Below are 13,061 nucleotides of genomic sequence, written 5' to 3' on the forward strand. Positions count from 1 at the left end.
GCTCGGTTTGATGCCGTTCGAGCGCTACCCTTGCGTCTACATTCTCGCCAACAAGCCCTATGGGACGCTCTACATTGGCGTCACCAGCGACCTCATCGCGCGACTGTGGCAGCACCGCAATGGCGACATTGAGGGCTTCACCAGCAGATACGACGTCCATCTGCTTGTTCGCTTCGAAGTGTTCGGCGACATGGAGAGCGCAATCGCGCGCGAGAAACAACTCAAGCGATGGCACCGGCAATGGAAGATCAACCTCATCGAAGGCGAGAACCCCGATTGGCATGACCTTGCGGTCGGATTGGGGCTGCCTCCGATTGCCCGGCGCTGAAGGGCAGATGGATCCTGAAACAAGTTCAGGATGACGATTCTGCGTAACCATCACCCCGCCGCCCTTTTCAGCGCCACGCGGATCAATTCGCCTTCGCTTGCGCCTTCGCCCAGTTCGCCGATCGCGCGGGCGACTGCCTGCGTCGCGATCGCAGTCTTGAAGCCGAGGTTCTCGAGCGCACTCACCGCATCGGCGTTGGCGCTGCCAGCCGGCGTAACGGCAAGGCCGGAGACCCCCGCGATGCCCCCGCCGGGCAATGCACCCGCCTTGTCCTTCAACTCGTTGACGATGCGCCCGGCCAGCTTCGGTCCCACTCCCTGCGCGCGCGCCACCATGGCTGCATCGCCACGCCCGCAGGCATCGCGCAATTCGCCCGGCGAAAGCGCCGAAAGGATTGCCAGCCCCACCTTGCTGCCCACTCCCTGAACCTGCGTCAAAAGCCGGAACCAGTCACGCTCGGCCGCGTCGGCAAAGCCCAGCAGGCGCATGTCATTCTCGCTGACCTGCAAATCGGTATAGACGGTGCAGCCTTCGCCCTTCTCGCCCAGCGCGGCGAGCGTCTTGGCCGAACAATGGACCAGATAGCCCACGCCCTGCACGTCGATCACCGCCCAGTCGGTGCCGGTTTCGTCGAGCAGGCCCTTCAGCTTTGCGATCATGTTCTGTTCCTGCATCAGTTGATGCGCGAATGCCAGAGGCACATCGGGGTTATCGTCATTGCAGCGATGCCGGGCGCATCCCGGCGATGCGACACATGCGACACTGTCCAATGAAAGAAAACCGGCCCCTCCGGGCGCCCGAAATCCAATGCAGGAAGGGAGCGGGCAAATTCATCCGCCCCCCATGCCACGAAGCCGCGAAGTAGGAAAACGTTCGGGTTCTCGACAGGCAAGGCAATTGCGCTATGGAAGCGGGCATGAGCTGGAATACATTCGGACGCGTGCTGCGCTTCACCACCTGGGGCGAAAGCCATGGCCCCGCGCTGGGCGCGGTGGTTGACGGGTGCCCGCCGCGCATCGCGCTGAACGAAGCCGACATCCAGCCCTTCCTCGATGCGCGCAAGCCGGGCCAGAACCGCTTCACCACGCAGCGGCAGGAAGCGGACCTGGTGCGTATCCTGTCAGGCACGTTCGAAGGCCAGACCACCGGCACGCCGATCAGCCTGATGATCGAGAACACCGACCAGCGCAGCAAGGACTATTCGGAAATCGCCAAGGCCTATCGCCCGGGCCATGCCGATTACGCCTATGACGCGAAATACGGCATCCGCGACTATCGCGGCGGCGGGCGCAGCAGCGCGCGCGAAACCGCCGCGCGGGTGGCGGCTGGCGCGGTGGCAAGACTGGTCATCCCCGAAGTCAGAATCACCGCCTATGTCTGCGAGATCGGCGGCGACAAGATCGACCGTAATGCGATCGACTATGCCGAAATCGGCAACAACCCCTTCTTCTGCCCCGATGCGGCAGCGGCGAAGCGCTGGGAAGAAATGGTCGATGCGGCGCGCAAGGCCGGTTCCTCGCTCGGCGCGGTGGTCGAGTGCGTGGCCGAAGGCGTCCCCGCAGGCTGGGGAGCGCCGGTCTATGCCAAGCTCGACAGCGACCTTGCCGCCGGGATGATGAGCATCAATGCGGTAAAGGGCGTCGAGATCGGCGACGGGTTCGAAGCCGCCCGCCTGACCGGCGAACAGAATGCCGATCCGATGCGGCCGGGTAACGAGGGCAAGCCGCGCTTCGCCGCCAATCACGCAGGCGGGATCGCGGGCGGGATCTCGACCGGGCAGCCGGTGGTGTGCCGCGTGGCCTTCAAGCCGACCAGCTCGATCCTTACCCCGGTGGATTCGATCACTGCCGATGGAGAAGCGACGCAAGTGCGCACCAAGGGCCGCCACGATCCCTGCGTGGGCATTCGCGGAACCCCGGTGGTGGAAGCGATGATGGCGCTGGTGCTGGCCGATCACAAGCTGCTGCACCGGGCGCAGAATTCCTGATTTCCGGATGCGCCTCCGCGCATCCGTCCTCGCCGCGACTCCTCCACCGGACAAGTCCGGTATCGGGCGGCTGCGGGCGGCCGGTCGGCCTTGCGGGCCTGCGGCCCGAGGCAAAGCGTCCCTCGGGACTTTGACAGGGAATGCTGCGCTACCCGAAGCGCCAAGGCCAACCCACAAAGGGCTTGCATATTGATCGACTGGATCACTCAATCGCGACTTATTGATTTATTCGTTCAAACTCATCGGATGATCTCGTTTAGCCTGGATCAATGCACTGGCTATGAGCGCTGGGTAATCGAAGGGTGCGCGCCGAGTCGCGCGCCTTGATGCTGCTTTAACCCCCGCAAGGAGAGACAATCATGGACGCAAAGACCGGAGACATCAGCGGCAAGTGCCCCTTCACCGGCGCCGGCACGCGCTCGCTGCTTGGTCGCACGAATGACGATTGGTGGCCCAATGCGCTGCCGCTGGGCATCATCAGCGATCGCGGCATTTCGCCGAGCCCGATGGACCCCGATTTCGACTATGCAGCCGCGTTCAAGTCGCTCGACTATGCTGCGGTCAAGGCGGACCTGACCGCGCTGATGACCGACAGCCAGGACTGGTGGCCGGCCGACTATGGTCACTACGGCCCCTTCTTCATCCGCATGGCGTGGCACGCCGCCGGCACCTATCGCGTGCATGACGGCCGCGGCGGTGCAGGCGAAGGCCAGCAGCGTTTCGCTCCGCTCAACTCGTGGCCCGACAACGGCAACCTCGACAAGGCCCGCCGCCTACTGTGGCCGGTCAAGGCCAAGTATGGCGATGCGCTGAGCTGGGCCGACCTGTTCGTGCTCGCGGGCAATGTCGCGATCGAATCCATGGGCGGCCCGACCTTTGGCTTCGGCGGCGGCCGTGCCGACGTTTTCTATCCCGAGAAGGTCTATTGGGGCACGGAAAACGAGTGGGTGAACACCGGTGCGGAAACGCGCAACCAGCCGGAAAAGGGCTGGAACATCGAAGACCCGCTCGCCGCGATCCAGATGGGCCTGATCTACGTCAATCCGGAAGGCCCCGGCGGCAATCCGCACGACATGGAAGGCATGGCGCGCGACATTCGTGACACCTTCGCCCGCATGGCGATGGACGATGAGGAAACTGTCGCCTTGACCGCTGGCGGCCACACCTTCGGCAAGTGCCACGGCAATGGCGATGCCGGTGCGCTCGGCCCCGATCCCGAAGGCGCCTCGATGGCGGCGCAGGGCTTCGGCTGGCACAACCCCAATGCCGACGGCCTGCCTGACAGCGCGATTACCTCGGGCATCGAAGGTCCGTGGACCAACACCCCGTTCGAATGGTCGAAGAACTACTTCCGCCTGCTGTTCAAGTATGACTACGAGCTGGTTCAGTCGCCCGCAGGTGCGAACATGTGGACGCCGATCAACCCCGATCCGGAAGATCTGGCACCCTCTGCCGGGGATCCGAACGTCAAGGTTCCGACCATCATGACCACCGCCGACATGGCGATGAAGATGGACCCGGACTATCGCAAGGTTTCCGAGAAGTTCCTGCACGACCATGAAGCGTTCAAGGACGCCTTCGCCCGCGCATGGTTCAAGCTGACCCACCGCGACATGGGGCCCAAGGCGCGCTACCTCGGCCCGGAAGTCCCGGGCGAAGACCTGATCTGGCAGGATCCGGTTCCGGCCGGAACCAAGCCGTCGGACAGCGATGTGGCGGCGTTCAAGTCTGCCATCCTCGCCAGCGGCCTTTCGGTCAGCGAACTGGTCAAGGCAGCCTGGGCTTCGGCTTCGACCTATCGCCGGACGGACCATCGCGGCGGTGCCAATGGCGCACGCGTCCGCCTGGCTCCACAAAGCGGCTGGGCGGTGAACGATCCGGCCGAACTGGCCAAGGTTCTCGGCAAGATCGACGAGCTGCGCGGCAATCTGTCGATGGCCGACGCGATCGTGCTGGCAGGCGCTGCTGCGGTTGAAAAGGCCGCTGCGGACGCTGGCCACAGCGTAACTGCCACTGTCTCGACCGGTCGCGGCGACGCCACCGAAGCGCAGACCGATGCCGACAGCTTCGAATGGCTCAAGCCGTTTGCCGATGGTTTCCGCAACTATCGTGCCGGCAAGACCAGCGTTTCGACCGAAGACCTGCTGATCGACCGCGCCGACCTGCTCGGCCTGTCGCTCCCCGAAATGACGGTGCTGGTCGGCGGCCTGCGCGTGCTCGGCGCCAATAGCGGCAATACCGATCACGGCGTCTTCACCGATCGCAAGGGCCAACTGACCAACGACTTCTTCGTCAATTTGCTCGACATGTCGACCAAGTGGTCGGCAACCGATGCAGACGAGGAAGAGTTCGTCGGCACTTGCCGCAAGACCGGCGCGAAGAAGTATACTGCAACCCGCGCTGACCTGGTGTTCGGTTCGAACTCCCAGCTGCGCGCGGTGGCCGAGGTCTACGCCCAGAGCGGAAATGCCAAGAAGTTCGTGAACGATTTCGTCAAGGCATGGACCAAGGTGATGGACGCGGACCGCTTCGACCGGGCCTGAGATCGATACCACGGCTGATGCCGTGAGTGCCTGACCCGGAAGGCGCAGTCTTCCACAGTCGCAAAAGATCCCCGGTCGCCCGATCCAATGGGTGGCCGGGGTTTTTTGCCGGGTCAGCTAGCCGCGCAAATTTCCGGCGGCTAAACACGCCTCATGGACCAGCCCATGCCCCCGATCGCCCGCGCCTGTGCCGGTGCCACCGCTTTGCTCGCCCTCTGCGCGATTGCGCTGCAGACGACCATCAATCTCGAACCGGACGGTTCGCCGCTGGCCGCCTTCGCGCTGCTGCTGCGTTACTTCACGATCTGGAGCAATCTGGCCGCCGGACTGATCCTGCTGGGGGTGGCGCTGGGCGGCAAGCCGGGCGAGCGGGTGCTGTTCGCGCTCGCGACCGCGCTTTCGGTGGTGGCGCTCGTCTATCATGCGCTGCTGGCGGCTGACCATCATCCGGTCGGGCTCGACTGGTGGACCAACCTCGCCTTCCACACGATCATCCCGGCAGCCGCCATCGCATGGTGGATCGCCTGGTCGGACCGGGCGCATCTGACCTGGCGCTCGCTCCCGCTCGTTACCCCGGTGCCGGTTGGCTACACCGCCTTCGCGCTGGCCTATGGTGCGGCGAGCGGCTTCTATCCCTATTTCTTCCTCGACCTGCCCACGCTCGGCTGGCCCCAACTGCTGGTCAATCTGGTGGGGCTTGGCCTGTTCTTCATGGCCATGGGCGCACTGCTGCTGGGCCTGCGCCGCCTTACGCCAGCCGCGCGCGCTTGAGCACGAGGTAAAGCGCACCTTCGCCGCCGTGGCGGATATGCGCCTTGCGCACGGCAGAGATCGCTTGCGAATGGCGGCTGGAAGCCAGCCAGTCGAGCAGCTTGGCCCGGATCGCGCCGCGCCGCTCTGCCCGGTCCGCCGGATCGACCGGTCGCGGACGTCCGGCAATCAGCAGCACCACCCGCGCCTCCATCGCGCGCGCCTGGTCCAGCCCGTGCATCAGCCGGTCATAGGCCGTGTCGAGCGTGTAACCGTGCAGGTCGAGCGTATAGTCGGGCTGGATCGTGCCGGCCTTGAACTTGCGGTCCCAATGCGAATCCAGCCCCGGCTGGGGCGGCGGCGGTGTGCGCGCGGCGACATGCGCTTTGGCGGCGGGCATGACCGGCTTTGCCGCCGGGCGGACGAGCTTGGGTTCGGCAGGCTGTTCGGCATGCGCGGGCTTTGCCAGCTTGGGCGGCTTGCGCCCTGGCAGCGGCGTGACGGTCGAGGCCAGCCGCGTCCATGCTTCGGCTTCCTCTGCACTGAGGCCGCGCGGAACGCTCATCGCTGGCCAGTGAGGCGCGCTGCGGCCCCTTTCGGCAGGAACACCAGCGCCGAGCCGCGCGAGCTCATCCCGCCTGCGATATGCTGTGCATCCTCGCCTGCGCCCCAGAATGTGTCGAACCGGTTGGCGCCCTTGATCGCGCCGCCGGTATCCTGCGCGATCCACAGCCCGTCCGCCTCGTCGCGCTCCATGTCGAGCCACACCGGCGCGCCCAGCGGCACGAAGCGCGGATCGGCCGCGACCGAGCTTTCGCGCCGCACCGGCACGCCCAGCGCGCCGAGCGGGCCATCGCCCTTGAGCTCGCGGAAGAAGATCCAGCTGGGGTTCATGCGCATCACCTCGCGCCCCTCTTCGGGATGGTCGCGCAGCCATGCGACGATGCCCTGCATCGAAGTGGGATATTGCCCGGGCTCGGTGCCGAGATGCCCCTGTTCGCGCAGCACGCGGCCGATTGCGACATAGCCATGGCCGTTCTGCCCGGCATAGCCGATGCGGATCACTTCGCCATCGGGCGTGTGCAAGCGGCCCGAACCCTGGATCTGCAGGAAGAAGAACTCGACCGGATCGGCCGCCCAGGCGATCTCGAGCCCGCGGCCCGAGAGCGCGCCCTCCTCGATCTCCGCCCTTGTGTAATAAGGCACATGCGCGCCATCGGCGTCGGTCCGGCCCAGCGGCGGGCGCCCGGTTCGCGCGTCTTCGGGCGTTTCGGCGGGCCACGCTCGCACCAGATCGGCAGGGACGGCATAGACCGGCACTTCGCAGCCCGGCTGGCGGGTGCGGCATCCCGCGATTTCGGGCTCGAAATAGCCCGTGGCAAAGGCGCTGCCTTCGCCCACGCGAACCGCTTCGAATTGCTGCTCGAAGAATTCGCGCGCCTGCCCCGCATCCCAATCGGAAGCGGCATCGCAGGCAGGGCGCCAGTCTTCACGCTGCGTCAGCCCGCTTTCATCCTCACGCGCGAGCAGCTTGGGGCAGGATTCGACGAAACCCGCAAGCGCGCTGCGTGCGTCTTCATGCGCCAGCCCAAGCTCGGCGAGTGCGGGCCCGGGGGAAATGCCCGCCATCACCGCGCTGGTAATTTCGGGCGGGATAGTGGGGGGAGCGGGCGGCGGCACCATCGGCACGCATCCGGCCAGCGCAAGCAAGCCCAAAGCCACCGGCGCGGAGCGGTGTCTGCGCCGGATCATGCCCATTCTCCTGCTGGTGGGGTGCGGAAGGCGATCAGCCTTCGTCGGTCTCGTCGAGCAGCCAGTCGGGCCGCGGCGAAGCGACATCGCGCGAGAAGGTCCAGATGTCGCGGCTTTCGATCGCATCGTCGAGCGAGCCGGCAATCACATTGCCGTCGCTGTCGCGGGTGACCGCTGCAATGTCGGAGATGAACAGCACCGCCACGCGCGCGATGCGCCCGTCGAGCACTGCCGAATGGATGCGGGTTTCCTCGATCCGGATCAGCTTGTTGTCCAGCGTCTGCCCGGCCTGTTCGCGCGCGTCGATCGCTCCGGAGAAGCTGGCGTAAACGTCAGCGTCGCACAATTCCTTCAGCGTCTCGCGGTCGCCCTTCCAGAAGGCTTCGAGCACCATTTCATAGGCACCCTTGGCGCCTTCGAGGAAGCCGATGATGTCGAACCGCGGATCGGCCGCGGCAATCTCGCGCACGCCACGCTCGACAGCAGGCATCAGCCCGTCGAAACGCTGGGGCGCGCGCGCCGGAATGGCAGCCGCCGCCTTGGGAGCCGCGAGCGGGCCGCGCTCATCGTCATTCGCGTCGAAGCGATGCGGAATCGCCTCTTCCTCATGCTCGGCGCGCTGGCCCAGCACGGAATAGAGCCGCAGGCCCAGGAAGGCTGCAATCATGGCGAGAATGACAATTTCGACAATCACTTGATCTATCCAGCCTAGCTGCGGGGATCAGGCACCCCGCCTTCTACATGCCCCCAGCGCCTTAGATAGGTCTTTCAGGGCCGAACCACAACGCCGGATGGACGGATCGGGTTCCTTTTTTCTGCGCGCATGGCTTTGCAGCATCGGTTGCGAGCGAAGTGCTAGAGTGCTAGGCGGCGCGCCAAGCCGCTCACGGGCGGCAGAAACACCGCAATTCCTGAAATCCAAGACGCGAAAGTAACAAGACTATGGCCGAAGAAGGCGACGTCCTGACCAATCTCAACACCAATACCCCCGTTGGCAATGGCGAGGACACGCTGCCGACCGCCGGGATCATCACGCAATATGTGAAAGACCTCTCGGTCGAAAATCCCAACGCGCCCGCCGTGTACCAGTGGAAGGAACAGCCGCAGATCGACCTGCAGTTCAACATCGGCGCGAACAAGGTCAGCGACGAAGTGACCGAAGTCGAGCTGAAGGTGAACGTCACCGCCAAGAGCTCGCAGGGCAATGCCTATCTGATCGAGCTGGTCTATTGCGGGCTGATCGGCCTGCGCAACGTGCCCGAAGACCAGGCGCATGCCTTCCTCTTCGCCGAAGCGCCGCGCCTGCTGTTCCCCTTCGCCCGCGCGGTTGTGGCCGACGCTACTCGCGAAGCCGGATTCCAGCCGCTGATGATCGATCCGATCGACTTCAACGGGCTTTACGTCCAGCAGCTGCAGGCCAAGCGCGAGCAGGAAGCTGCCGCTGCGGCAACTCCCGCTGGCGAGGCCTGAGCGAGACCCAATGACCGGGAGGCTCTGACTTGAGCCTGCTCAAGAACGTCGGGACGATCGGCGGGCTGACCGCCGTGAGCCGGATCTTCGGTTTCCTGCGCGACATCATGCTGGCCCGCGTCCTTGGCGCGGGCGGCGTGGCCGATGCATGGCAGCTCGCCTTCCAACTGCCCAATTTGTTCCGCCGGCTGTTTGCCGAAGGCGCTTTCGCCAGCGCCTTCGTACCACTGTTCAATCGCCACATGACCGAAGGCGAAAGCGAGGCACGGCGCTTCGCCAGCGAAGTGCTGGCGGTGCTGCTGCCGATCCTCGTGGTGTTCGGCGCAGTGATGATGCTGGCAATGCCATGGGTGCTGTGGCTGTTCGCCAATGCCACATTGCGCGCCGATGCCGAGCATTACGCGCTGGCTGTGACCATGGGGCAGATCGCCTTCCCCTATTTGCTGTTCATGAGCCTCGCCACGCTCACCGCGGCAGTGCTCAATTCGCTGTCGCGCTTTGCCGCCGCCGCAGCCGCGCCGATCCTGCTCAACATCTGCCTGCTGGTCGCGTTGTTCTGGGGCGCGCTGCAACCGGGCGGCGAAGCGACCCGTCAATCGACGGGCATGTTCCTTGCGATCGCGGTGTCGGTCAGCGGGCTGCTGCAATTGCTGTGGCTGCGACACTGGATGCGCAAGGCCGGATTCTCGATCCCGCTGGCGCGTCCGCGGCTCACTGCGCGGGTCAAGGAAATGGGCGTGTTGATCGTGCCCGCCGTGTTCGGCGCGGGCGTCTACCAGATCAGCCGCTTCATCGACCTCGCCTTCATCCGCGTCCTGCCCGACGGCAGCCTGACCTATATGGCGATGGCCGACCGCTGGAACCAGCTGCCGCTGGGGATCATCGGCATCGCACTGGGCACCGCGATCCTGCCCGCATTGAGCCGCTTTATCGCGCGCGAGGAAGGCGATGAGGCGCAGCGGCTGCAATCGAACGCGATCGAGCTTTCCATGCTGCTGACCGTACCTGCGGCAGTGGCCCTGTTCGTAACGGGCAGCGCCTTTGTGCGGGTGTTCATGCAGGCGGGCGCATTCACCGCCGAAGATGCGGCTGTCACCGGATCGCTCGTATCGGGGCTGGTCATCGGCCTGCCAGCCTATGTGCTGGTCAAAGTGCTGACCCCCAATTTCTTCGCGCGCAAGGACACGCGCACGCCGGTGATCACCGCTGCGCTCAGCCTGGTGGTGACGGTCGCGCTCAACCTCTATTTCGTGCCGCGCATCGGCGTGATGTCGCTGGCGGTTGCGGGCGCGATTGGCGCCTGGGTCAACACGGCGCTGCTCTATGGCATATTGGCGCGGCGCGGTTTCTTCACCCTCACCGGCCGCGTGGTCGGGCGCATCGCGCGCATCGTGCTTGCCGCCGTGCCGATGGGTGCGGCGCTCTGGGCAGCGATGCTCTATGGCGATCCCTATTTCACCGGCACAACGGCCGAGCGGATGGGATCGATCCTTGCCCTGATCGCGATCGGGCTGGTGAGCTATGCACTCTCAGCCGTGGTTCTGGGAGTGCTCGACAAGTCAACGGTCCAGCGCCTAATGCGCCGCCAAGCATAAACCCATCAGAGATTCTTTCATGCGCGTCGTTTCCGGTATCCAGCCCACTGGCAATCTCCACCTCGGCAATTACCTGGGGGCGATCCGCAATTGGGTGCGGATGCAGGACGAGATGAGTGACGGTAGCGATTGCCTGTTCTTCCTGGCCGACCTTCACGCGATTTCGCAGCCGCATAATCCGGCCGAGCTGGCCTCCGCCACGCTGGAGATGACTGCGGCGCTGGTCGCTTGCGGGATCGACCCAGATCGTTCGATACTGTTCAACCAGGCGCAAGTGCCCGCGCATGCCGAACTGCAATGGCTGCTCAACGGCACCGCGCGGATGGGCTGGCTCAATCGCATGACCCAGTGGAAGGACAAGGCGGGCAAGAACCGCGAAGGGCAGAGCGTTGCGCTGTTCACCTATCCGGTGCTGCAGGCGGCGGATGTGCTGCTCTACCAGGCTACGCATGTGCCGGTGGGCGAAGACCAGAAGCAGCATCTCGAGCTGGCGCGCGACATTGCGCAGAAGTTCAACAACGACTTCTGCAGCGAGGATGCGCCCGTGTTCACTCTGCCCGAGCCGATCGTGCCGCCCGAAGCCGCGCGGATCATGTCGCTGCGCGACGGCAGCGCCAAGATGAGCAAGTCCGACCCGTCGGACATGAGCCGCATCAATTTGTCCGACGATGCCGACGAGATCATGAAGAAGGTCAAGAAGGCCAAGACCGATCCCGAACCGCTGCCGAGCGAAGCGGCGGGGCTCGAAGGGCGGCCCGAGGCGCTCAATCTGGTCGGGATCTATTGCGCGCTGACCGGCAAGAGTACCGACGACGTGCTCGGCGAATTCGGCGGACAGGGCTTCGGCGTATTCAAGCCCGCGCTGGGCGAAGTCCTGGTCGAGACGGTTTCGCCGATCACCGCACGCTTCCGCGAGCTCAAGGCGGACCGCGAAGCGCTCGACGCCATATTGGCGCGCGGCGCCGCACGGGCGCGCGAACTGGGCCTGCCCACGCTCGGCAAAGCCTACAAGGCGCTGGGGCTGGTGCGCGGGTAAGCTGCGCTTTTTGCGGCACTTGCCGCGCGCGCGCATTCAATCCCTATTCAGCACTTCGGCTTTACAAGCGGTGCCATGAGTGACAGCCTGCCGGTGTTCGGTGGGTTCACTGCGCGCCTTGCCGCGCGAATAAGGATGAAGGTGGTATCATGACGATGAGAGAGCCGCTCCGCGCCCGAAACCTCAAGCTGGCATCCGTGCCGCTGCTGCTGGCGGGCCTCGCAGCCTGCGCCTCGCCGGGCTTCAAGGCCGACGTGTCGCGCTTCCAGGCGCAGCTTCCCGACCCGGCGGGCGAAAGCTTTACTGTGGTGGCGGACGATCCGGCGCTGGCGGGCGGGCTCGAATTCGCGCGCTATGCCGATCTGGTCGAAGCGCAGATGGAACGGCTGGGCTACAAGCAGGCCGATGCCGGGCAAGCGAGCCTGCTGGTGCGGTTCGACTATGGCGTCGACAATGGCCGCGAGAAGGTGCGCACCACAGACACCGGCTTCTACGATCCGTTCTGGGATCCGTGGTATCGCGGCTCTTACCGCAGCCGTCTCTACCGCCCGCGCAGCGCTTGGGGCTATGGCTTCTACGATCCGTGGTTCGGCGGCCCCGAAGTGCGCAGCTACACCGTCTACACCAGCGGGATCGAAGTGAAGATCGACCGTGCGGGCACTGGCGAGCGGCTGTTCGAAGGCAAAGCGCAAGCCGTTTCGACCTCGAACCGCCTGCAATATCTCGTGCCCAACCTCGTCGAAGCGATGTTCGTCGACTTCCCCGGCAATTCGGGCGAGACGCTGCGCATCACGATCCGGCCCGAAGAGACGAAGGTCCGCAAGATCGAAAACTGATACGGCGCACAGCCAATTTCCGCACGGCGGAGATGAAAGGGGCGGCACCGCAAGGCTCCGCCCTTCCTGTTTTCAAGGCAGTTGCTATCGAGCCGTGCGAGATCAATCGATCGGCGGCTGCGGGCCCATGACATCCTCATCCCACAAATCAGCGGCCACGATCAGCCGGTTGCGGATCGCATCCGGAAGGTTGGGCACGCGCCCCATTTCGGGATGCCCCGGAATCGGCCCATGCTCGGCCATGGCCTGCTCCAGCGCGCGCCTCGCCGGTTTGATCGCCTGCTTCCTCTTGCCCATTTCAAAGAGAATCATCGCTTCGCCGGCATTGCCGCCGAAACTCTTTTCGAAACGGCGCATCAGCGCGAGCATGGCCTTGCGATCCCAGCCCTTGAGCAGGCCCAATGCACGGCGATACCGGGTCTCGTCACGATAGAGGCCAACGAGGAAGGCATATTGCATCGCCCCATGCGCCATCATGCCGAAGCCGTCCCTGCCCAGCGCGCGATCGAACGCGGCGAACATCTGAGGGATCTGCTGATGCATCAGATGCACCTGCGCCTGGGTCTCGTGATAGGTTCCGGCTTCTTCCGGGTCACCCGCAAGGCATTCCTGCAATAGCGCGATGGCATCTCCCGGATGCTCAGGGGCAATCGCCATTGCCTTGACCCGGCGATAGAACCACTGCTGGTCGCGTGCGCGGGCGATCTTCTTCCGATAAAGCTCCTGCGCCTCATCGTCCCATTCGGGGCCGCGAAACCAGTCGT

At 64.9% G+C, this 13,061-nt stretch carries 13 protein-coding genes; 8 read left to right on the top strand and 5 right to left on the bottom strand.

Annotated elements, in window-relative coordinates; all coding sequences use genetic code 11:
* Window positions 1-10 precede the first annotated feature (10 nt).
* Entirely contained in the window at window positions 11-328 is a 318-nt protein-coding gene (locus ACUJ47_RS07215; protein ID WP_445537730.1) for a GIY-YIG nuclease family protein, read from the top strand.
* A 50-nt stretch (window positions 329-378) separates the two neighbouring features.
* On the opposite strand, the gene ruvA is transcribed toward ACUJ47_RS07215, so the two are convergent.
* The gene (gene ruvA, locus ACUJ47_RS07220; RefSeq protein ID WP_445537731.1) at window positions 379-987 is read right to left on the bottom strand and encodes a Holliday junction branch migration protein RuvA; all 609 of its coding nucleotides are present in this window, start codon (window positions 985-987) and stop codon (window positions 379-381) included.
* Between the two features lie 257 nt (window positions 988-1,244).
* Between ruvA and aroC the strand changes: the two genes are divergently transcribed.
* The 3 genes from aroC (at window position 1,245) to ACUJ47_RS07235 (ending at window position 5,629) form a co-directional block, all read left to right on the top strand.
* Window positions 1,245-2,315, top strand: coding sequence for a chorismate synthase (aroC, locus tag ACUJ47_RS07225; protein WP_445537732.1), 1,071 nt, complete (start codon window positions 1,245-1,247; stop codon window positions 2,313-2,315).
* 359 nt (window positions 2,316-2,674) lie between these two features.
* Complete coding sequence (gene katG / locus ACUJ47_RS07230) at window positions 2,675-4,858, top strand: catalase/peroxidase HPI (protein WP_445537733.1); 2,184 nt, start codon at window positions 2,675-2,677, stop codon at window positions 4,856-4,858.
* Between the two features lie 153 nt (window positions 4,859-5,011).
* Window positions 5,012-5,629: a Pr6Pr family membrane protein gene (locus ACUJ47_RS07235; RefSeq protein WP_445537734.1), complete on the top strand. Its 618-nt coding sequence runs from the start codon at window positions 5,012-5,014 to the stop codon at window positions 5,627-5,629.
* On the opposite strand, the gene ACUJ47_RS07240 is transcribed toward ACUJ47_RS07235, so the two are convergent.
* The 3 genes from ACUJ47_RS07240 to ACUJ47_RS07250 are packed head-to-tail and all read right to left on the bottom strand — an operon-like array spanning window position 5,607 to window position 8,054.
* Window positions 5,607-6,173: a Smr/MutS family protein gene (locus tag ACUJ47_RS07240; protein ID WP_445537735.1), complete on the bottom strand. Its 567-nt coding sequence runs from the start codon at window positions 6,171-6,173 to the stop codon at window positions 5,607-5,609. The two genes, ACUJ47_RS07235 and ACUJ47_RS07240, sit on opposite strands and share 23 nt — an antisense overlap.
* Window positions 6,170-7,360: a murein transglycosylase A gene (mltA, locus tag ACUJ47_RS07245; protein WP_445537736.1), complete on the bottom strand. Its 1,191-nt coding sequence runs from the start codon at window positions 7,358-7,360 to the stop codon at window positions 6,170-6,172. The genes ACUJ47_RS07240 and mltA overlap by 4 nt, the downstream gene beginning before the upstream one ends.
* 34 nt (window positions 7,361-7,394) lie before the next feature.
* The gene (locus tag ACUJ47_RS07250) at window positions 7,395-8,054 is read right to left on the bottom strand and encodes a Tim44/TimA family putative adaptor protein (protein ID WP_445537737.1); all 660 of its coding nucleotides are present in this window, start codon (window positions 8,052-8,054) and stop codon (window positions 7,395-7,397) included.
* A 248-nt stretch (window positions 8,055-8,302) separates the two neighbouring features.
* Between ACUJ47_RS07250 and secB the strand changes: the two genes are divergently transcribed.
* The 4 genes from secB to ACUJ47_RS07270 all read left to right on the top strand — a co-directional run bounded on the left by secB (window position 8,303) and on the right by ACUJ47_RS07270 (window position 12,297).
* Complete coding sequence (gene secB / locus ACUJ47_RS07255) at window positions 8,303-8,830, top strand: protein-export chaperone SecB (protein ID WP_445537738.1); 528 nt, start codon at window positions 8,303-8,305, stop codon at window positions 8,828-8,830.
* A 29-nt stretch (window positions 8,831-8,859) separates the two neighbouring features.
* Complete coding sequence (gene murJ, locus ACUJ47_RS07260) at window positions 8,860-10,425, top strand: murein biosynthesis integral membrane protein MurJ (protein WP_445537739.1); 1,566 nt, start codon at window positions 8,860-8,862, stop codon at window positions 10,423-10,425.
* A gap of 19 nt (window positions 10,426-10,444) precedes the next feature.
* Window positions 10,445-11,461, top strand: a complete 1,017-nt coding sequence (gene trpS / locus ACUJ47_RS07265) for a tryptophan--tRNA ligase (protein WP_445537740.1) — start codon at window positions 10,445-10,447, stop codon at window positions 11,459-11,461.
* Between the two features lie 149 nt (window positions 11,462-11,610).
* Entirely contained in the window at window positions 11,611-12,297 is a 687-nt protein-coding gene (locus tag ACUJ47_RS07270; RefSeq protein ID WP_445537741.1) for a DUF4136 domain-containing protein, read from the top strand.
* Window positions 12,298-12,399: 102 nt separating this feature from the next.
* On the opposite strand, the gene ACUJ47_RS07275 is transcribed toward ACUJ47_RS07270, so the two are convergent.
* Window positions 12,400-12,954, bottom strand: a complete 555-nt coding sequence (locus tag ACUJ47_RS07275) for a hypothetical protein (protein ID WP_445537742.1) — start codon at window positions 12,952-12,954, stop codon at window positions 12,400-12,402.
* Between the last annotated feature and the right edge of the window lie 107 nt (window positions 12,955-13,061).

It is taken from the genome of Altererythrobacter sp. Z27 (genome assembly GCF_052683155.1).